The organism is Cryobacterium sp. TMT1-62 (assembly GCF_004403145.1).
In the GTDB taxonomy this organism is placed as follows: domain Bacteria; phylum Actinomycetota; class Actinomycetes; order Actinomycetales; family Microbacteriaceae; genus Cryobacterium; species Cryobacterium sandaracinum.
The window spans coordinates 89,893-109,326 of sequence record NZ_SOGZ01000045.1 but is presented as its reverse complement, the minus strand read 5'-3'; the positions used below and the strand labels follow the sequence as shown (position 1 = coordinate 109,326).

The 19,434-nt window shown below is 68.4% G+C and carries 16 protein-coding genes; 7 read left to right on the top strand and 9 right to left on the bottom strand.

Annotated features, from left to right (window positions below; all coding sequences use genetic code 11):
- Positions 1-36: 36 nt before the first annotated feature.
- Positions 37-1,731 carry a DUF5671 domain-containing protein gene (locus E3T34_RS13460; protein WP_241977413.1) on the bottom strand — a complete coding sequence of 565 codons (1,695 nt, stop codon included), beginning with the start codon at positions 1,729-1,731 and terminating at the stop codon, positions 37-39.
- Positions 1,731-2,195: a hypothetical protein gene (locus E3T34_RS13455; RefSeq protein WP_134343276.1), complete on the bottom strand. Its 465-nt coding sequence runs from the start codon at positions 2,193-2,195 to the stop codon at positions 1,731-1,733. Before E3T34_RS13455 ends, E3T34_RS13460 begins: the two co-directional genes overlap by 1 nt.
- A 76-nt stretch (positions 2,196-2,271) precedes the next feature.
- Here E3T34_RS13455 and E3T34_RS13450 point away from each other — a divergent pair, with 76 nt between their 5' ends.
- Positions 2,272-3,765 (top strand): sensor histidine kinase, encoded by a 1,494-nt coding sequence (locus E3T34_RS13450; RefSeq protein WP_104099852.1) that lies wholly within the window; start codon positions 2,272-2,274, stop codon positions 3,763-3,765.
- Positions 3,766-3,917: 152 nt separating this feature from the next.
- On the opposite strand, the gene E3T34_RS13445 is transcribed toward E3T34_RS13450, so the two are convergent.
- Positions 3,918-4,166, bottom strand: coding sequence for a WhiB family transcriptional regulator (locus E3T34_RS13445; RefSeq protein ID WP_035837005.1), 249 nt, complete (start codon positions 4,164-4,166; stop codon positions 3,918-3,920).
- Positions 4,167-4,349: 183 nt separating this feature from the next.
- Between E3T34_RS13445 and E3T34_RS13440 the strand changes: the two genes are divergently transcribed.
- On the top strand, positions 4,350-4,805 hold the full coding sequence (locus E3T34_RS13440) for a hypothetical protein (protein ID WP_233191224.1): 456 nt from the start codon (positions 4,350-4,352) through the stop codon (positions 4,803-4,805).
- 176 nt (positions 4,806-4,981) lie between these two features.
- On the opposite strand, the gene bcp is transcribed toward E3T34_RS13440, so the two are convergent.
- The 3 genes from bcp to aroA all read right to left on the bottom strand — a co-directional run bounded on the left by bcp (position 4,982) and on the right by aroA (position 8,039).
- Positions 4,982-5,461, bottom strand: a complete 480-nt coding sequence (gene bcp / locus E3T34_RS13435; RefSeq protein ID WP_104099853.1) for a thioredoxin-dependent thiol peroxidase — start codon at positions 5,459-5,461, stop codon at positions 4,982-4,984.
- Positions 5,462-5,634: 173 nt separating this feature from the next.
- Positions 5,635-6,684: a ribosome small subunit-dependent GTPase A gene (rsgA, locus tag E3T34_RS13430; RefSeq protein WP_104099854.1), complete on the bottom strand. Its 1,050-nt coding sequence runs from the start codon at positions 6,682-6,684 to the stop codon at positions 5,635-5,637.
- Positions 6,681-8,039, bottom strand: a complete 1,359-nt coding sequence (gene aroA / locus E3T34_RS13425; RefSeq protein WP_134343275.1) for a 3-phosphoshikimate 1-carboxyvinyltransferase — start codon at positions 8,037-8,039, stop codon at positions 6,681-6,683. Before aroA ends, rsgA begins: the two co-directional genes overlap by 4 nt.
- A gap of 110 nt (positions 8,040-8,149) precedes the next feature.
- Between aroA and E3T34_RS13420 the strand changes: the two genes are divergently transcribed.
- On the top strand, positions 8,150-8,755 hold the full coding sequence (locus tag E3T34_RS13420) for a sigma-70 family RNA polymerase sigma factor (protein ID WP_233191227.1): 606 nt from the start codon (positions 8,150-8,152) through the stop codon (positions 8,753-8,755).
- Positions 8,752-8,994, top strand: a complete 243-nt coding sequence (locus E3T34_RS13415; RefSeq protein ID WP_104099857.1) for a zf-HC2 domain-containing protein — start codon at positions 8,752-8,754, stop codon at positions 8,992-8,994. Before E3T34_RS13420 ends, E3T34_RS13415 begins: the two co-directional genes overlap by 4 nt.
- On the opposite strand, the gene E3T34_RS13410 is transcribed toward E3T34_RS13415, so the two are convergent.
- Positions 8,991-9,827 carry a VOC family protein gene (locus tag E3T34_RS13410; RefSeq protein WP_104099858.1) on the bottom strand — a complete coding sequence of 279 codons (837 nt, stop codon included), beginning with the start codon at positions 9,825-9,827 and terminating at the stop codon, positions 8,991-8,993. The two genes, E3T34_RS13415 and E3T34_RS13410, sit on opposite strands and share 4 nt — an antisense overlap.
- Positions 9,828-10,272: 445 nt before the next feature.
- Complete coding sequence (locus E3T34_RS13405) at positions 10,273-14,085, bottom strand: multifunctional oxoglutarate decarboxylase/oxoglutarate dehydrogenase thiamine pyrophosphate-binding subunit/dihydrolipoyllysine-residue succinyltransferase subunit (protein ID WP_134343274.1); 3,813 nt, start codon at positions 14,083-14,085, stop codon at positions 10,273-10,275.
- Between the two features lie 132 nt (positions 14,086-14,217).
- Here E3T34_RS13405 and E3T34_RS13400 point away from each other — a divergent pair, with 132 nt between their 5' ends.
- From E3T34_RS13400 to E3T34_RS13390, 3 genes are all read left to right on the top strand, one after another.
- Positions 14,218-15,657 carry a GuaB1 family IMP dehydrogenase-related protein gene (locus tag E3T34_RS13400; RefSeq protein WP_104099860.1) on the top strand — a complete coding sequence of 480 codons (1,440 nt, stop codon included), beginning with the start codon at positions 14,218-14,220 and terminating at the stop codon, positions 15,655-15,657.
- 179 nt (positions 15,658-15,836) lie between these two features.
- On the top strand, positions 15,837-17,270 hold the full coding sequence (locus E3T34_RS13395; RefSeq protein WP_104099861.1) for a hemolysin family protein: 1,434 nt from the start codon (positions 15,837-15,839) through the stop codon (positions 17,268-17,270).
- Positions 17,263-18,324 (top strand): hemolysin family protein, encoded by a 1,062-nt coding sequence (locus tag E3T34_RS13390; protein WP_104099862.1) that lies wholly within the window; start codon positions 17,263-17,265, stop codon positions 18,322-18,324. The genes E3T34_RS13395 and E3T34_RS13390 overlap by 8 nt, the downstream gene beginning before the upstream one ends.
- 6 nt (positions 18,325-18,330) lie before the next feature.
- Here E3T34_RS13390 and E3T34_RS13385 read toward each other — a convergent pair whose 3' ends face one another.
- Positions 18,331-19,422: an NADH:flavin oxidoreductase/NADH oxidase gene (locus E3T34_RS13385; protein ID WP_134343273.1), complete on the bottom strand. Its 1,092-nt coding sequence runs from the start codon at positions 19,420-19,422 to the stop codon at positions 18,331-18,333.
- Positions 19,423-19,434: the final 12 nt, after the last annotated feature.

The following is a 19,434-nucleotide window of genomic DNA, read 5'->3' as shown; positions in this document are numbered from 1 at the left end:
TTGTGCCGACCCCGGTGCGGAAGGCCGCACCGGCGCTCATTCCTGAAGCGGGATCACCTCAACCCGGTCGCCGGGGCCCGTGACGACCAGCACCCGCTTTCCGGTTACGCCGGTGAGGGCCTGGGCGAGATGCTCCACCGTTGCCGAGCTACCGGCGCCGTCGGCGCGCTTCAGCACGAAGACGGCCGCGCCTCCGGTCGCTGCGCCGATTGCGAGGCTGAGGGGTTCCGGGTCGGCGTCCGTTACCAGGAGCACGCGGCCGATGGTGCGCGCCGGCTGCGGGGCCTCTGCACTCACCGAGCGGTCTCGTCGCCAGACAGCGAAATGATACCCAGCGGCGAGGCCGGTGGCTACCAGCAGCCCCAGCGAGGCCCGCACCCGGTCGATCACGCTGTCCCCGGTGAAGTCGCCGAGGGCGAACTCGAAGAGCCGGTAGCCGATCACCAGAAGCGTCACGATGGCAACGACCGCGCTCACGCCGAACACCAGGATCAGGTACACCCTTCGTCCCGTGGAGCGGACCTCCGCGGGGGAGAGCGGCGTCGTAGGCTGCCAGGCCAGCCACCACACCGGGCCGCCGACGACGAGGGCGCTGATGCCGCCCAGCAGGAGGGTTCGGGTTCCTGAACCGGCGAGCGGGGTGGTCGTGGCGGCGAGGATCGCGTTCACGACCACGCCCAGCCCGGAGGCCGCGGCCACGAGACCCACGCCGGAGGTCACAAGCTTCGTCGCCACCCTCGTCGTGTCCGACCGGGCCAGGGTCAGGCCCCGGTGGTAGCTCCAGACGAGTGCGCCGATGAAGGCGACCGAGACGCCGAAACCCAGTAGGTCGAGGATGTCGGTGACCGGGTCGGTGCGGTCGAAAGCCAGTCTGAGCAGCAGGAACAGCACGGTTCCGACCCCGCTCAGCGTCAGGATGGCCGCCCCGGCCACGCCGACGGCCACGACCATTAGATCGGCGAGGCCGCCGCGCAGGTCGCGGGCCTGGCTGCGGATCCAGTGCCACCACCAGATGACCAGCCCGCCGGCGAACCAGATGAGCGCCTGGAGGGTCAACTCCCACCAGGGTTCGCCCGGGGTGAGGCTCGGTGCGGCGTCGACGGCGGCGTCGAGAAGAGAGCTGAGGGCCGTGACGGCGCCGCCCACCGCGATCACGAGACCGAAGACGGAACCGAGGATCGGGGCCACGGTGACCAGCTGGGTGGGGCTCTTCTCCTCGTGCCGGGACATCCACAGGTGCCAGACCCACACGCCGGCCCAGACCACTCCGGTGGCGAAGAGACGCGGTTGCCAGTCCCCGCGCACGAGCACGGCCGCCGTGGTCAGCAGGGCGGTGCTGAACGTGACAAGGGAGACCGTATACAGGCCGGCCAGGTAGAGCCCCCAGGCGACGGATGATCGTTCCGCGCCGTCCATTCGGCGCCACAGCACCCACCAGAGTACGGCCGCGAACGGGCCGGCGATGAGGGTGAACGCGAGCGAGCGGGCGAGCCCGGTGATGTCGCTGGAGGTAAGTGCGTTGCCGGTGTCGAGGAGGCGCCCGAGCAGTCCGCTCACTCCGATGGCGGCAATCACGACCAGGGCGAAGAGCAGAATGTATACGATCACCCGGCGTACCGTGGGCTGGGCCGCGCTCTCCCCGGATGGCGTCGATTTGCGCACCGCGATCACGATGCCGGCGATACCGCCGCCGATCACCAGGACGGCAACCAGCAGCACCACGCTGACCATCAGGAACCGGCCTTCGGATTCGGGCAGATGTTGAGTTCGTAGGGGGCGTCATCGATCAACCACGTGCCGTCGACGGCCACCAGGTCGAAGACACCCTGGGTCTCGTACTCGTCGGCTCCGAAGGGGCCGCTGCCGTAGGAGGTGACGATGGACACCTTCACGTCGGCCGACTCGGCCCGCTCGGTGGTCGACACGAGAGTGACCCGCATGTTGTCGGTGGGGCCCCGGTCGAAGTCCTCGCAGCCATTGAAAGCGTCCTCGGTGAGGTACGCGCCAGCGGCCTGCTCGTCGCCGTCGATGACGGCCGCGGAATAGTCCTGGACGAGGCCTTCCGGGGTGTCGGCGTCAAGCTGTTCGGGTTCGCCGCCGGTGAAGACGACGACGAGGGCGATGACCACCAGCGCTCCGATCACGGACAGTAGGACAACCAGGGTCCGATCGGGCTTTCCATTTGCTGTGCTCATCTGTTCAGCATGGCCCAAACTACGAGACGGCACCACGACGGCGGTGGCACGTGTCCGGGGGACCTAGGCTATTGCTGTGTCGACGCTCAGTAATCTCGTACTTGCCCAGGGCCGCAGCAGTGCGGAGGATGTGGACTGGCTCCATATGCTTGTCGCGGATGGCCAGCTCCTGGCCGATCTCGCCTTCGCGGACATCGTCGTGTGGGTGCCCAGCAGCACCGGGAGCTTCGTGGCCGTCGCCCACGCCAGGCCGTCGAGCGCCGCCACCCTCTTCTATCGTGACTTCGTCGGGCAGAGCATCAAGGTCGAGTGGCGACAGCAGGTCACCGAGGCTTTCGAAACGGCGAAGATCGTCGACACCACGGCCCCCGACTGGTACGAGGAGACCCCTACCCGGGTGCGCGCGATCCCGGTGCGGCGGCGGCTCAGTTCCACGGGTTCCCAGATCTCGGACACGCCGGTGGCGGTGCTCACCCGGCACACCAACCTGAGTGAGGCGCGCACGCCGAGCCGGCAGGAGCTGACCTTCAACGACTGCGCCAATGACCTCTTCGCCATGATCGCGTCCGGCGATTTTCCCGATCTGGGCGCCCCCACCGGCCCGAGGCGCGGCGCCCCGCGCGCCTCGGACGGACTCATCCGTCTCGACGTCGACGGCGTGACCACGTTCGCGAGCCCGAATGCCCTCTCCGCCTTCAACCGAATGGGGTTCGCCGACGAGCTGGAGGGCGAGTCCCTCGCCGAGGTGACCACGAGCCTGCTCACTGGAACGGCGGTTGTCGACGAGACCCTGCCGCTCGTGGTCACCGGCCGGGCGCCATGGCGCACCGACGTGGAGGCCCGCGGCGTGACGGTCTCGCTGCGTGCCATCCCGATCCGCAACCGGGGCGAACGGATCGGAGCCATCGTGCTCTGCCGGGACGTCACCGAGCTGCGGCACCAGGAACGTGAGCTGATCACGAAGGATGCCACCATCCGGGAGATTCACCACCGGGTCAAGAACAACCTGCAGACGGTGGCCTCGCTCCTGCGGATCCAGGCGCGCCGCACGCATTCCGACACGGCCAGGGAAGCGCTCAACCAGGCGATGCGCCGCGTGGCCGCCATCGCCGTCGTGCACGACACACTGTCCGAGGGCCTCAGCCAGAAGGTCGACTTCGACGTGGTGTTCGACCGGGTGTTGCTGCTGATCATGGAGGTGGCGTCCGCGCACAACACGACGGCGCATCCGAAGTCGTCCGGCAGTTTCGGCATTCTTCCCAGCGCCTACGCGACGCCGCTCGCCCTCGCGCTGACAGAGCTCGTGACGAACGCCGTCGAGCATGGGCTGGCCGGACGCGAGGGGGAGGTGTCGATCGAGGCCGAGCGTAACGAGGAGACCCTCACCGTGCGGGTGCGGGACAACGGCACGGGCCTGCCGGAGGGCAAGGTCGGGTCGGGACTCGGAACCCAGATCGTGCGCACCCTGATCCAGGGAGAGCTTAGCGGCAGTATCGACTGGCACACCATGATGGGCAGCGGCACCGAAGTGACCATCGAGATCCCGCTGCGGTACATGCGCGAAGCGTAGGGCCGGGCGCGGGGTGACGCCGTGGGGTGTCGCCTCGGGTTCCGAGCGCGTCGCGCGCAACGAAGAAAGGCCCGGCTGTTCAGCTAGGCCTTTCTCTGTGATCCCGTGGTGCGGGGGGGGGGGGGGGGGGTNNGGGGGGGGGGGGGGGCGTGCTAGGACGCGCGCCGGGCCCGGGCCGCGCGTCGCTTGAGCGCGCGACGCTCGTCTTCGCTCAGTCCACCCCAGACGCCGGAGTCTTGTCCGGTTTCGAGGGCGTACTGCAGACACACCTCGGTGACGTTGCAACGGGCGCAGACCGACTTGGCCTTCTCGATCTGGTCCACAGCGGGGCCAGTATTACCGACCGGAAAGAAGAGTTCCGGGTCGGCGGTGAGGCAGGCAGCTTTGTCGCGCCAGTCCATAGGGGTGCTCCTTTATTGCAGGGATGCCTGGCCGATTGGCCGAAGATGAAAGGCTGCCGATTGCAGGAAGGGTAGTAGATCTACTCGTTCAGATCGACTCACGTCCCTGTGAGCGTCAACCGGGCCTCAAAAATGATCGCATAATGGTGGAGTCAAATCAATAGTTTTGAATGGGATATCTCTGTGAATGCACGGTCAGACCACAGCGGCGACGACGAGAACCAGGCCGGCCGGGTGCGTCGGCCGGGGGCCGTGCTGCTCCTCGCCGCGATCCTCTGCGCGGAGGCGGCCCTCCTCTGGGTCGCGGTCGCGTGGCTCATTCTCGAGTTGCTGATCGCGACGCCGACCTCCCTGGCCACGGCCCTCGCCATCCTGGTGCTGGTGCTGATCGCCGCGTCCTGGGTAACCGCCATCGCGGTCAACTCCCTGCGGCGCCGGTCCTGGATCCGGGGCGCTGCCGTCACCTGGCAGATGGTGCAGATCGCCGTCGCCATCGGCTCCTTCCAGGGGTTCTACGCCCGGCCCGACCTCGGCTGGGCGCTTCTTCTGCCGTCGGTCGTGGTCCTCGTGCTGCTGTTCCAGCGGCGCGTAATCGCAGAAACGACGTCAGCGCGCTCCGAGGACGGCTTGCCGCAGTAGCGGCGCAGTAGCGGCGCAGCAGGGCCGCAGCTGGGCCGCTCCGGCTTCGGCAGCGGCGGGGTGGGTAAGACGTGCGTTCGAGCGCTCCGGGGGCCGGTAGGGGCCACCTGCGGCCGGCGGGGGCAGCGCAGGGACCGTGCCGGGACTGTGCCGGCCGCGTGGCGGCATCCGTTTGGTCAGGCCGGCAGGCCGAGCTTCTTGCGCAGGCTCGCGACATGGCCGGTGGCCTTCACGTTGTAGAGGGCTAGCTCGACCATGCCGGTCTCGTCGATCACGACGGTGGAACGCAGCACGCCCGTGACGGTCTTGCCGTAGAGGTTCTTCTCACCCCAGGCGCCGTAGCCCGTGTGCACCGCGAGGTCGGTGTCGCTGAGGAGCGCGAACGTGAGCTGCTCGGTCTCCTGGAACTTCTTCAGCTTGACCGGGGCATCCTTCGACACGCCGAGCACCTGGTAGCCGGCCGATGCCAGTGAGCTGAGGTTGTCGCGGAAGTCGCAGGCCTGCTTCGTGCAGCCGGGCGTCATCGCCGCCGGGTAGAAGTACACGACGACCTTCGAGCCGGCGAAATCGGCCAGCGACACGGCGTTCCCGTCCTGGTCGGACAGGGTGAACGGAGGGGCTTGGTCGCCGGTCGCGAGCCGCGTGGAATCGGTCATCCCCCCACGCTACTGGTCCCGCCTGTACCCATTTTCCGCCCATCCCTGACGAATTCGACGGTGATTTGGGGTCAGGCACCCGTTTTTTGGCCCTGCACGGCTTTCTAGAGCAAAATCTCCGTCGAATTCGTTCAATGCAGGGGCTGCTGGCTCGGGGTGGTGGGTGACAGGGGCTAGTGGGTGGGGGCGGCGGCGAAGGTGGCGAGCAAACGCTGCAGCGAGTCCAGGCGCACCTTGCCGGTCTCGCCGAGCTTGCCGGCGCTAACGGCCTCATTGATCGCGCAGTCGGGCGAGTTCGGCAGGTGGGTGCAGCCGCGCGGACACTTTTGGGAGATCAGGGCCAGGTCGGTGAAGGCCTTGAGGATGTTGTCGGTGTTGATGTGGCCGAGACCGAAGGAGCGCACGCCGGGGGTGTCGATGACCCAGCCCCGGCCGGCATCCGTTTGCAGTCGCAACGAGATGGTCGACGAAGACGTGTGCCGGCCGCGGCCGGTCACCGTGTTGACGACTCCGACGGCGCGGTGGGCGCCCGGAACCAGGGCGTTGACGAGAGTGGACTTGCCGACGCCGGAGTGACCGACGAAGACCGTGTCGTGGCCGACCAGGGCCGCGGAGATCTCCGCCAGCGGCATGGCGTCGTCGCGGCTCTCGAAGACGGGCAGGTCGAGGCCGGCGAAGTTGCGGAGGAAGGCGGTGGGGTCGGCCAGGTCGGTCTTGGTAATGCAGAGAATGGGATTCACGCCCGCGTCGTAGGCGGCGACGAGGTAGCGATCGACGAGACGGATGCGCGGCTCCGGGTTGGCGGCGGCCACCACGATCAGCATCTGGTCGGCGTTGGCGACGATCACTCGCTCCACGGCGTCGGTGTCGTCTGCGCTGCGGCGCAGCAGCGTCGTGCGCGGCACGATCCGCACGATCCGGGACAGGCTGCCCGGTGCTCCGGTCGTGTCGCCGACGATGTCGACGCGGTCGCCGGTGACGACGGCCTGCTTGCGCAGTTCGCTCGCCCGAGCGGCGGTCACTCGGCGCTCGGCAGGCAAGTTCTCGTCGAGCATGACGGTGTACCGGCCCCGGTCGACCGAGAGGATGCGCCCGGTCAGCGCGTTCTCGTGGTCGGGGCGGGTCTTGGTGCGTGGTTTGCTGCCCTTGCGGTTGGGGCGCACACGCACGCTCGACTCGTCGAACTCGGGCTCATCGTCGTCGGCACTCGCCCACCACGTCACGACGGGGCTCCGGAAACGAGCGTCGACCAGAGGTCGGTGAACTGGGGAAGGGTCTTGGCGGTCGTGTCGATGTTCTCGATCAGCACGCCGGGAACGAGGAGACCGATCAGCGCGCCTGCGGTCGCCATCCGGTGGTCGTCGTAGGTGTTCCACGGCCCACCGTGCAGCGGGCGCGGGTCGATCCGCAACCCGTCGGGCAGCTCGGTGACGGAACCGCCGAGCCCGTTGATCTCCGCGGCGAGGGCCGCCAACCGGTCGGTTTCGTGGTGCCGGATGTGCCCGATCCCGGTGATCGTGCTCGGGGACTCGGCCAGGGCGGCCAGGGCCACGAGCGTGGGCGCGAGCTCTCCGCCGGTCGACAGGTCGAGCTCCACGCCCCGGATGCGGCCGGTCCCGGAGACCGTGAGCCGGTCGCCCTCCCGAGACACCTCGGCGCCGAAGCGCGGCAGCAGGTCGGCCAGGTCGGCGCCGACCTGGGTGGTGGTCTCGGGCCAGCCGGAGATGGTGACGCTGCCCCCGGCCACGAGGGCCGCGGCGAGGAACGGCGCCGCGTTCGAGAGATCGGGTTCGATGTCGACCTCGGCGCCCTGGATCGGGCCGGGAGCCACGATCCACTCGCCGACGGCCGGGCTGTGCACCGTGACGCCGCGCCGGGCCAGCGTGGCGATGGTCATCTCGATGTGCGGCAGGCTGGGCAGGCGCTCGCCGGAATGGCGCAGGTGCAGGCCCTGCCCGAAGCGCGGCGCGGCGAGCAGCAGGCCGGAGACGAACTGGCTCGACGTGGACGCGTCGATGGTGATCTCCCCGCCGACTAGCGTGCCGGTGCCGTGCACGGTGAAGGGCAGGGCGCCGCGACCGTCGTCGTTGATGTCGGCGCCGAGGGCCCGCAGGGACGAGATGGTGGTGCCCATCGGGCGGCGGCGTGCGCCGGCGTCCCCGTCGAAGGTGGTCGGCCCGAGGCCGAGCGTCGCGACCGGCGGCAGGAAACGCATCACGGTGCCGGCGAGACCGCAGTCGACGGTCGTCGACCCGAGCAGCTCCCCGGGGGTGATCCTCAGGTCGGAACCGAACTCCCCGGCGCCGGGGACCTCCTCGATGACGGTGCCCAGTTGACGCAGCGCCGCGACCATCAAGTCGCTGTCCCGCGAGTGCAGCGGGGCACGCAACAGCGACGGATGCGCGGCGAGGGCGCTGAGCACCAGCTCCCGGTTGGTCAGCGACTTCGACCCCGGCAGGGATACGGACGCTGAAAGCGGGCCGGCGGCCGTCGGAGCGTGCCAGCGGGCATCCGTCACTTCGGGCGACGTGTCGCCGTAGGGATCGAACTCAGGCTTGGAATATCTCGAGATCAACATCGGTTATCAGAATAGTCGGTGATGAAAAAAAGAGGGAGGCCAGGGTGACGCTGTCCATGGTGCTGGAGCGACCTGCGGTCGTTTCACGCGACGGCTTAGGATTGTCCGTGATGACAACCGATGCGATCGAAATGCGAGACCTGTTCGAAGAGCAGGCGCTGCCCTTTATCGACCAGCTGTACGCCGCGGCCATGCGCATGACGCGCAACCCCTCCGACGCCCAGGATCTGGTTCAGGAAACGTTCGTGAAAGCGTTCGCTGCGTTCAAACAGTTCGAGCAGGGCACGAATCTCAAGGCCTGGCTGTACCGCATCCTGACCAACACCTTCATCAACACGTACCGCAAGAAGCAGCGTGAGCCGTTCCAGGGCACCATCGACGATCTCGCGGACTGGCAGCTCGGCGGCGCGGAGTCCCGCACGGCGATGGCGAATCGTTCGGCGGAGGCCGAGGCCATCGACCACCTGCCGGACAGCGCCGTCAAGGACGCTTTGCAGTCCATCCCGGAGGACTTCCGGCTGGCTGTCTACTTCGCCGACGTGGAGGGGTTCTCTTACCAGGAGATCGCCGAAATCATGAAAACACCCATTGGCACCGTGATGAGTCGCCTGCATCGTGGCCGGCGCCTCCTGCGCGACCTGTTGGCCGGTTACGCCCTTGAGCGCGGCCTGGGAACAGCGGCGGGCCAGACTCGAACCGGGAGCACACCAGCATGACCGATTATGGCTGCGAGAAGGCCAAGGCCGAACTCGAGGAATACCTGCACAACGAACTGTGCGGCGAAGACGCGTCTGACATTCAGGAGCACCTTGCCCACTGCAGCGACTGCAGCGACGAGCACCTGGTCGGGCGCACACTGACCGAGGCTGTGCAGCGCGCATGCCGTGAAATGGCCCCCGAAGACCTGCGCGACCAGGTGTTGCTGAAGCTGCGCACCATCCAGTCCGCCCACTAGCCGATCGGCAGGTCGGCGTCCTCCTCACCGGCGTCGTCGATGTTCTTCTCCTCGGGGAGCGGCTCGTCGACCGAGCCGAGCACGAACAGGGCCCCGGTCGGGTCGGTGACCAGCGCGAAGGTGCCGAACTCCGCCGTCCACGGCTCACGGACGACCGTGCCGCCGAGCTCTGTCACGGTCGTGACGGCCGCGTGCACGTCAGGCACCCCGAGATAGAGCTGCCAGTGCGAGGGCACGCTGTCGGGCAGGTGTTCCGCGGCGTCGAAGACGCCCGTCACCATCTCACCCTCCGCCCCGATCGTGCTGTAGCGGAAGTCCTCCGTGTCGCTCAGGACGACCGGTTTCCAGCCGAACACCTCGGTGTAGAAATCGAGAGCGGCGGAATAGGAGCGGGTGTTCAGCTCGTGCCAGACCGGTGAGCCCGCCTCGCCGAAGACGTCGAAGCCGGTGAACTCGTCGGCCTGCCACACCCCGAAGGGCGCACCCGTCGGGTCCATCAGGATGGCCATGCGGCCCATGGTTCCCACCGTCATCGGCTCGGCCAGCACGTCTGCGCCGGCCGCGCGGGCGGCGGCGACGGCGGCGTCGGCATCCGTCACCGACAGGTAGGTGGTCCACGCGTCGGGCAGTCGGGAACCCGGCTCCTGTGAGCTCATGCCGGCGACGTCCGCGTCGCCCTTCCGGAAGGTGACGTAGTTGCCGTACTCCGAACCGGAATCGCTGGCCGTCCAGCCGAACAGCCGTGTGTAGAACTCCCGGGCGCGCGGCAGGTCGGAGGTCATCAGGTCGGCCCAGCAGGGCTGACCGGTTCGGTTCGCGTGCGGTGCGGGCATGGCGGATCTCCTTGTCGATGGCCGATGCGTCGGCGGGCGGTGCGGCCAGCCTAGATGAGTGAGTCCTGATAGCCGAGGGGCGATAGGGGTTCGCGGTTCCGAAACGGTTGTTCCCGGTGCTGACGCCGGGCGATCAGGGGACCGTGACGCTGGATGAAGTGTGGCCCGCCGTGTCTTTTGAGTCCGAAGCCGTGCAGTAGCGCTGTCCCGAACGAATTCGACGGAGATTCCGCCCCAAATCAACCCAAAACATCCGGAAATGCTGTTTTGGAAGAAAATCTCCGTCGAATTGGTTCGACGCCGGGTCATGACCAGCGCTACGCGGTCGTCGCCTCTGATCTTGCGGGGGTGACACAGCCCGTCGATCAGGCCTCACCCGTCGAGGACTGGGCCGTAGCGTCCGGTGCGGCCCATTCTGTCGAACGGTTCTGCCGGTCGGCGCAGGTCACAGGGTAAGCGCCTGGCGTAGTAGTTCGGCCTGCTCGACCGCGTGACGCTTCGCCGAGCCCGCCGCCGGCGACGCCGACGCCGCCCGGGAGAACAGGGTCACCGGGCGCGGGCCCAGCTTGTTCGTCTCGAGGTAGAAGAACGGCCAGGCACCCTGGTTCTCCGGCTCGTCCTGCACCCAGGCGAGTTCAGCGTCGGGGTACTGGTCTGCGACCTGCTTGAGTTCGACGGCGGGCAGCGGGTAGAACTGCTCCAGGCGAACCAGCGCGATCTCCGGGTTCGGGTTCTTGTCGAGTTCGGCGAGCAGGTCGTAGTAGAGCTTGCCGGCCAGGAACAGCACCCGCTTGACGCGCGGCTTGTCGGTGATCCGGGCGTCGTCGATGACCGGTTCGAACCGGCCGGTGGTGAAGTCGGCCACCTCGCTGGTCGCGCCGCGCAGGCGCAGCATCGACTTCGGAGTGAAGACGATCAGCGGGCGCCGCGGGCGCATGTAGGCCTGACGGCGCAGCAGGTGGAAGTACGACGCGGGCGTCGACGGGCGAGCGACGGTCATGTTGTCTTCCGCGCACAGCTGCAGGTAGCGCTCGATCCGGGCGGACGAGTGGTCCGGCCCCTGGCCCTCGTAGCCGTGCGGCAGCAGCAGCACAACGGATGACCGCTGGCCCCACTTCTGCTCGGCGGAGGAGACGAACTCGTCGATGACCGTCTGGGCACCGTTGGCGAAGTCGCCGAACTGCGCCTCCCAGAGCACCAGGGCGTCGGCGCGTTCCACCGAGTAGCCGTACTCGAAGCCCATGGCCGCGTATTCGCTGAGCAGCGAGTCGTAGATCCAGAACCGGGCCTGGTCTTCGCTGAGGTTCGCCAAGGGCAGCCATTCCTGGCCGTTGATGCGGTCGTGCAGCACCGCGTGACGCTGCACGAACGTGCCGCGGCGGGCATCCTGGCCGGCGAAGCGCACCGGGGTGCGCTCGAGCAGCAGGGAGCCGAGGGCGAGGAGTTCGCCGAAGCTCCAGTCGATTTTGCCGTTGCGACTCATGTCGTTGCGCTTCTGCATCAGCTGCTGCAGCTTACTGTGCACGGTGAAGCCGGCGGGCTTGTTCAGGAAGGCATCGCCGATCAGGTGCACGACCGCCTCGGGCACCCCGGTGGTGGCCGGTTCCCCGACCGCGTCGTCGTGCTTGTCGGTACCGTGCTTCTCGGCACCGATGCCCTGCGGCGCCGCACCGGCCGCGCTGACGATCGGGATCGACGAGGACTGCGCCGCGTGCGTCTCCATGAACGCGCGCTCGAGGCGGTCCTGGAAATCCGCGTGCGAGGCCTCGTATTCCTCCTGCGTGATGTCGCCGCGACCGACGAGAGCCTCGGTGAAAAGCTTCCGGACGGAGCGCTTGGCCTCGATCAGGTTGTACATCAACGGCTGGGTCATCGAGGGGTCGTCGCCCTCGTTGTGCCCGCGGCGGCGGTAGCAGACGAGGTCGATGACGACGTCCCGCTTGAATTCCTGACGGTAGGCGAAGGCGAGCTCCGCGACCCGCACCACGGCCTCGGGGTCGTCCCCGTTGACGTGGAAGATGGGCGCCTGGATGGTCTTGGCGACATCCGTCGAGTACACCGAGGTGCGTCCGTCACCGGGCAGTGTGGTGAAGCCGACCTGGTTGTTGACGACCAGATGGATGGTGCCGCCGGTGCGGAACCCGCGCAGTTGGGACATCTGGAGCGTCTCCAGGACGATGCCCTGGCCGGCCATGGCCGCGTCGCCGTGCACGAGGACGGGGAGGGTGGAGAAGGTGCCGATCGGCTTGCGGTCCTGCTTGGCGCGCACGATGCCCTCGAGGACGCCGTCGACGGCCTCGAGGTGGGACGGGTTCGCGGCCAGGTAGACCGGCATCTCCGTGCCGTTGGTGGCACGGAAGGTGCCCTCGGTGCCCAGGTGGTACTTGACGTCGCCGGAGCCCTGCACGGTGCGGGGATCCTGCGTGCCCTCGAACTCGCGGAAGATCTGACCGTAGGTCTTGCCTGCGATGTTGGTGAGCACGTTCAGGCGCCCGCGGTGGGCCATGCCGATGCAGACCTCGTCGAGGCCGGCATCCGCGGCACCCTGCAGGATCGAGTCGAGCAGCGCGATGGTGGACTCGCCGCCCTCGAGGCTGAACCGCTTCTGGCCGACGTACTTGGTCTGTAGGAAGGTCTCGAAGGCCTCCGCCTCGTTGAGCTTGCCGAGGATGCGCATCTGCTCGTCATGCGTGGGCTTGACGTAGCTCTTCTCCATCTTTTCCTGCATCCACTTGCGCTGGGCAGGGTCCTGGATGTGCATGTACTCGATGCCGGTCGTGCGGCAGTAGGAGTCGCGCAGCACGCCGAGGATGTCGCGCAGGAGCATCAGGCGTTTGCTGCCGAACCCGCCGGTGACGAACTCGCGGTCCAGGTCCCAGAAGGTCAGCCCGTGGTTCGAGATTTCCAGGTCGGGGTGGGAGCGCTGCGTGTATTCAAGCGGGTCGATGTCGGCCATCAGGTGGCCGCGCACGCGGAACGCGTTGATGAGCTCCTGCACGCGGGCGGTCTTGTCGACGGCGCTGGCCAGGTCGACGCTGATGTCGGGCGCCCAGTGGATCGGGTCGTACGGGATGCGCAGGGCCGAGAAGATGTCCTCGTAGAAGTTGTGCTGCCCGATCAGGAGCTCGTGCACGATCTTGAGGAATTCGCCCGAGCCGGCACCCTGGATGACCCGGTGGTCGTAGGTGCTGGTCAGCGTGATGGTCTTGGAGATGGCGAGGCCGGTCAGGGTCTTGCCGCTGGAACCCTGGAACTCGGCCGGGTAATCGAGGGCGCCGGCGCCGATGATGCAGCCCTGGCCCTTCATCAGGCGCGGCACGGAGTGCACCGTGCCGATGCCACCGGGGTTGGTGAGGGAGACCGTGGCGCCGGAGAAGTCATCCGCCGTCAGCTTGCCCTTGCGGGCCCGAGTGACGAGGTCTTCGTAGGAGGAGAGGTACTCGCCGAAGGTCATCGTGTCCGCGCGCTTGATGGCCGGGACCATCAGGGAGCGGGTGCCATCGGGCTTGGGCAGGTCGATCGCGATGCCGAGGCCGACGTGCGCGGGAGCGATGACCGAGGGCTTGCCCTCAATCTCGTTGTAGTAGACGTTCTGGCTGGGGAACATCTTCAGCGCCTGGATCAGCGCCCAACCGATCAGGTGCGTGAACGACACCTTGCCGCCGCGCGAGCGCTTCATGTGGTTGTTCATCACGATGCGGTTGTCGATGAGGAGCTTCGCCGGGATGGTGCGCACGCTGGTGGCCGTGGGCACGGTCAGGCTGGCCGCCATGTTCGCCGCGAGGCTCTTGGACATGCCGCGGAGCGGGGTGACGACGTCGACCTCGGTGGCCTCGGCGGCGGTCGGCTGCGAGTTCGTGATCGGAATGTCGGCCGGCACGGGGACCCGCTTGGGCGCGCTGGACGTCGTGCGCGCGGTGCGCTGCCCGCCGACGACGGGGATGGGCGCCGTGATCGGGGCCGGCTCCGCCGCTGAGGCGGCCGGGGTTGCGGGGGCGCTTGCCGCGGGCGTGGTCACGTCGGGAGCGATCACGGCGGGCGCGTCGCCTGCGGGTGCGCTGCTCGCGGGAGCCTCTGAACCGTCGCTGCGGCCGTTCGCGGTCCGGTGGTAGCTCTCGAGGACGGGCCACCAGGACTCGTCCACCAGCTTCTTGTCGACGAGGTACCGTTCGTACAGTTCGTCGACGAGCCACTCGTTCGCTCCGAATTCACCCGACGTCGTCTCGTCGGATCCACTACCGGTCAACTGGCTTGACACAGCCGGTTCCCACTCTCTACGTTGATTTTGAATGTCCCGAGCGGTCGTGCACGCCCGGCGCGGTCTGCCCGTCCAGCCTAATCCCCTCGGGCCTGGCTGCGGGCATCCCCGCGGGGCGCTAGCGTTATTTCCATGCAGTTCTATGGAGCGGTACCCAGCCACGACCTCACGTATTCCGACGTCTTCCTTGTGCCGAGTCAATCGGATGTGAGCAGCCGCCTCGATGTCTCCCTCGCCCCGGGCGACGGCAGCGGCGCCACCATCCCCATCGTCTCGGCGAACATGAACTCGGTCACCGGGCCGCGCCTGGCGGCCGCGCTCGCTCGCCGCGGCGGGCTCGGCGTGCTGCCGCAGGACATGCACCTGCAGGAACTCGACGCCGCGATCCGCTGGGTCAAGGCCCAATCCACCCGCTTCGACACCCCCTTCAACTTCGCCCCGGGGGACACCGTGGCGCTCGCCCTGCGGCAAGTGCCGGCTGTGGCCGGCCAGGGATTGGTCATCAACGACCAGAACGGCGACTACCTGGGTGCCATCGACGCGTCCCGGCTGGCGACGGCGCTGCCCGACGCGCTCCTCGGAGACCTCCTGCACGGCACGATGACCTCCCTCGACGCCGACGATATCGAAGGCCCGCGCCGCGCTTTCGACGTGATGACCGCGGCCGAGCTCGACTTCGCCACCGTGCAGCACCACGGCCGGGTGATCGGCACCCTCAGCCGCAAGAGCGCGCTTCGCTCCACCCTGTATCAGCCCGCGCTGGACGCGCAGGGCCGACTGCGCGTGGCCGCGGCGGTCGGCATCAACGGCGACATCGCGGCCAAGGCCCGGGCGCTCGTCGCCGCGGGGGTCGACGTTCTTGTGATCGACACCGCGCACGGCCACCAGGGCGGCATGACGCGGGCGATCGAGATCGTCGCCGACCTGGGCCTCGGCATCCCCATCGTGGCCGGCAACGTCGTGACCGCGGATGCCGTGGGTGACCTCGTTGGCGCCGGCGCCACCATCGTAAAGGTCGGCGTCGGCCCCGGCGCCATGTGCACCACGCGCATGATGACGGCGGTCGGCCGCCCCCAGTTCTCGGCCGTGCTCGAGACCGCGGCCGCCGCCCGGGAACTCGGAGCGCACGTATGGGCCGACGGCGGGGTGCGCTACCCGCGCGACGTGGCGCTCGCGCTCGCCGCCGGCGCGGCATCCGTCATGATCGGATCCTGGTTCGCCGGCACGATCGAGGCACCCGGCCTGCTCGACCGGGACGCCGCCGGCGGCATTTACAAGGAGAGCTGGGGGATGGCCTCCACCAGGGCTGTGCGCCAGCGGTTCGACCGCCTCGACGCCTACGGGCTGGCCCGCAAGACGCTCTTTGCCGAGGGGATCTCCAGCTCGAAGATCTACCTGGACCCGCTGCGGCCGTCCGTCGAGGACCTGCTCGACATGATCACCTCCGGCGTGCGCAGCTCGTTCACTTATGCGGGCGCGACCTCGGTCGCGGAGTTCCACACCCGTTCGCTGGTCGGGATACAGTCGGCGGCCGGCTACGAGGAGGGCAAGGCCCTGCCCGTCTCCTGGTAGAGGTGGGGGGCCTGACACCCGGGAACGACTCGTGGCCTCGGTGCCGGGCGGTAGACTGAGCGGAATAATGGACGACCCCCCTCCTGCGCATGCGCCCGGTTTCTCGCCCGGAAATTCTTCCCGTCACCCGAACGGCGTCTCGGTCATGAACTTCGGCGCCGCCGTCGTCGAGGTCCGCCATGTATGAGTGGATCATGCTCGCCGCGGGGCTCCTCCTCACCATCGGCACCGGCCTGTTCGTCGCCAGCGAGTTCGCCCTGGTCAACCTGGACCGGTCGGAGCTCGAGGCCCGCCGCGATCGAGGAGAGACCCGACTCGGCCTGACCATCGCCGCACTCAGGATCACCTCGACGCACCTCTCCAGCGCCCAACTGGGCATCACCCTCACCACCCTGCTCACCGGTTACACCATGGAGCCGGCTCTGACCATGCTGCTGTCGCCGTCGCTGATCGGCCTGGGACTGTCCACGGCGGTGGTGCCGGTCGTCGCGGTCACGACCGCGGTCATCGTCGCCACACTCGCCTCGATGATCATCGGCGAGCTGGTGCCGAAGAATTTCGCCCTCGCTCTGCCCGTGCAGACCGCGAAGCTGGTCATACCGTTCCAGACACTGTTCACGACCGTGTTCAAACCAGCCGTCGTCGTGCTCAACGGCAGCGCCAACGGTGTGCTGCGGTCGATCGGGATCGAGCCGAAGGAAGAGCTGTCCGGGGCGCGCACCGCGGAGGAGCTGTCCTCCCTCGTGCGGCGCTCGGCCAGTGCCGGGCTGCTGGAGAAAGACACCGCCACACTCCTGCACCGCACGCTGCTCTTCTCCGGGCATACCGCCTCGGACGTGATGACGCCCCGCCCGCGGGTGGCCAGCATCGAGCGCACCGCCTCCGCCCAGGCCGTCATCGACCTCACCCGCCAAACCGGGTATTCCCGCTTCCCAGTCGTCGACGAGGGCGTCGACGACATCGTCGGGATCGTGCACGTGAAGCAGGCCGTGGCCGTTCCCCGACGTCGCCGGGCGGATGTCCCGGTATCGGCCCTGCAGTCCGAGGCCATCCGGGTGCCCGAGACCATGAAACTCGACGGACTGCTGGTCGAGCTGCGCGGCCGCGGTTACCAGATGGCCATCGTCGTCGACGAATACGGCGGCACGGCCGGAGTGGCCACGCTCGAGGACCTGGTCGAGGAACTCGTCGGAGAGGTTGCCGACGAGCACGACCGCACCCGCGCCGGTGTGGTGTTGTCTACCGACTCTCTGACATTCCCTGGCATGCTCCGCCCGGACGAGTTGCTCGACCGCACGGGCATCGTGATCTCGGAGGACGGCCCCTACGAAACCGTGGGTGGGTTCGTGATGAGCGAATTAGGTCGCCTGCCCGTGGTCGGCGACGTCGTGCAGCTGGCCGGCGGCGTGCTGTCCGTGGAACGCCTCGACGGCCGACGGATCGACCGGCTCCGCTTCACACCCTGCGGCGAGCCCGTCGAGCCCGAGGAGGGCGGCGAGCCTGCCCAGGGCGACCGCGGTACCAGGACCGACAAGAAATCCGAAAAAAAGTTGGACAAAAAGGGTGACCGCAAGAAGAACGGCACGGAGCGCACGGTGAGTGACCATGAGTGACTGGGCGGGGCTGGTCTGGCTGGTCGTGCTGCTCGCGGCCAACGCCTTTTTCGTCGCCGCGGAATTCGCGGTCATCTCCGCGCGCCGGTCCCAGATCGAACCTCTCGCCGAGGCCGGCGAGAAGCGCGCAATCACAGCGCTGTGGGCGATGGAACACGCCACCCTCATGTTGGCGACCACCCAGCTGGGCATCACGGTCTGCTCGCTGCTCATCCTGAACGTCTCGGAGCCGGCGATCCACCACCTGCTCGAGATCCCGCTGGGCCTGACCCCGCTACCGGAGGAGGCCATCGGCGTGATCGCCTTCGTGATCACTCTGCTGCTGGTCTCCTACCTGCATGTCGTGTTCGGTGAGATGGTGCCGAAGAACCTGTCGTTCTCCATCCCCGACCGGGCCGTGCTCGTGCTCGCCCCGCCGCTCGTCTTTTTCGGCCGCCTGGTCAAGCCCGTGATCGTGACGCTCAACGCCACCGCCAACCTGGTGGTGCGAATGTTCGGGGTCCAGCCCAAGGAGGAGGCCACCAGCACCTACACGTTGGACGAGGTGGCGACCATCGTCTCCCAGTCGACCCGGGAGGGCGTGCTGCGGGACGGCACCGGGGCACTCAGCGCCACGTTCGAGTTCACCACCCGCAAGGTGCGGGACGTCGCGGTGAACCTCGACGGCCTGATCAGCCTGCCCGAGGCGGCCACCCCCGCAGACGTGGAGAAGGCTGTCACCAGACACGGTTTCTCCCGCTATGTTCTGGTGAACGAGTCAGGTGAACCAACCGGGTACGTTCACCTGAAGGACGTCATCGACCTCGACGGCGACACGGCCACCTCGGTCGGGCAGGGCAGCTACGCGGAGCCGATCCCGGGCAAGCGCATCCGTTTGCTGGCGTCGATCTTCGAGGACACCGACCTCGAAGATGCCCTGGCCACCATGCGGCGTTCCGGCGCGCACCTGGCGCGCTCGTTCACCGCGACCGGTGAGACCGTGGGGGTGCTGTTCCTCGAGGACATCATCGAAGAGCTGGTCGGCGAAGTGCAGGACGCGACCCGCCGCCTGTAGCCGTTCTCAGGCGGCCGGCCACCGGGCGCGCAGGTACTGCGGCGGCCAGTAGTCCACGCCGGCGCCGAGCTCGTGGGCGGCCCGCAGCGGGAAGTGCGGGTCGCGCAGGAGCTCGCGGCCCAGAAGGACCGCGTCGGCCCGGCCGGATGCCACGATCTGCTCGGCCTGGTGCGCGGTGGTGATCAGCCCCACGGCGCTGACCCGCACGTCCGCCGCCGTTTTCACGTGCTCGGCGAGCGGCACCTGGTAGCCGGGACCCAGCGGGATGCGCACCCCGGTCACGTTGCCGCCGGAGGAGATGTCGAAGAAGTCGGCGCCGGCGGCCGCGGCCCAGCCGGCGACCTCGGCCGTCTCGTCTTCGGTCCAGCCGCCCGGGGTGTAATCGGTGGCGGAGAACCGCACGAACAGGGCGCGCTCCTCGCCGATGGCCGCGCGCACGGCGGCCACGACCTGAAGCAGCAGGCGGGCCCGGTTCGGCAGCCCGCCGCCGAACCCGTCGGTGCGCCGGTTGCTCAGCGGGGACAGGAACTGGTGCAGCAGGTAGCCGTGCGCCGCGTGCAGCTCCACGACGTCGAACCCGGCCTCCACCGCCCGGAGCGCGGCGGACGCGAACCCGTCAACGATTCCCTGGATGCCCGCGGCATCCAGGGCCACGGGCGGTGCGTAGCCGGGGAACGGCACGGCCGAGGCCGACACGGTCGGCCAGCCGCCGTCATCCGTCGCCATAGTGCCGTGCCGGTCTCCGCCCCAGGCCGGCCAGACGGAAGCCTTGCGCCCCGCGTGGGAAAGCTGGATGCCGGCCTTCGCGCCCTGCGCATGAAGGAAGGCCACGATCGGTGCCCAGGCGGCGGTCTGTTCCGCGTTCCAAAGGCCGGTGTCGGCGTAGGAGATGCGGCCCTCCGGGCTGATCGCGGTTGCCTCGACCAGGATCAGGCCGGCGCCGCCCGCGGCCAGCGCGCCCAGGTGAACGAGGTGCCAGTCCCGCGGGACGCCGTCTTTCTCCCGCACCGCGTATTGGCACATCGGCGCCGCCCAGATGCGGTTGCGCAGGGTGACGTCGCGCACGGTGAACGGTTCGAACAGGGCGGTAACAGCCACGGATTTCCCCCA

What these genes read in the sequence shown, in the direction of transcription:
- bcp (WP_104099853.1), bottom strand. Translation starts at nt 5,461, where the DNA reads ATGACCGATTCCACGCGGCTCGCGACCGGCGACCAAGCCCCTCCGTTC.
- E3T34_RS13410 (WP_104099858.1), bottom strand. Translation starts at nt 9,827, where the DNA reads ATGCCCGCACCGCACGCGAACCGAACCGGTCAGCCCTGCTGGGCCGAC.
- E3T34_RS13460 (WP_241977413.1), bottom strand. Translation starts at nt 1,731, where the DNA reads ATGGTCAGCGTGGTGCTGCTGGTTGCCGTCCTGGTGATCGGCGGCGGT.
- E3T34_RS13400 (WP_104099860.1), top strand. Translation starts at nt 14,218, where the DNA reads ATGCAGTTCTATGGAGCGGTACCCAGCCACGACCTCACGTATTCCGAC.
- E3T34_RS13455 (WP_134343276.1), bottom strand. Translation starts at nt 2,195, where the DNA reads ATGAGCACAGCAAATGGAAAGCCCGATCGGACCCTGGTTGTCCTACTG.
- aroA (WP_134343275.1), bottom strand. Translation starts at nt 8,039, where the DNA reads ATGTTGATCTCGAGATATTCCAAGCCTGAGTTCGATCCCTACGGCGAC.
- E3T34_RS13390 (WP_104099862.1), top strand. Translation starts at nt 17,263, where the DNA reads ATGAGTGACTGGGCGGGGCTGGTCTGGCTGGTCGTGCTGCTCGCGGCC.
- E3T34_RS13395 (WP_104099861.1), top strand. Translation starts at nt 15,837, where the DNA reads ATGTATGAGTGGATCATGCTCGCCGCGGGGCTCCTCCTCACCATCGGC.
- E3T34_RS13420 (WP_233191227.1), top strand. Translation starts at nt 8,150, where the DNA reads ATGACAACCGATGCGATCGAAATGCGAGACCTGTTCGAAGAGCAGGCG.
- E3T34_RS13445 (WP_035837005.1), bottom strand. Translation starts at nt 4,166, where the DNA reads ATGGACTGGCGCGACAAAGCTGCCTGCCTCACCGCCGACCCGGAACTC.
- E3T34_RS13415 (WP_104099857.1), top strand. Translation starts at nt 8,752, where the DNA reads ATGACCGATTATGGCTGCGAGAAGGCCAAGGCCGAACTCGAGGAATAC.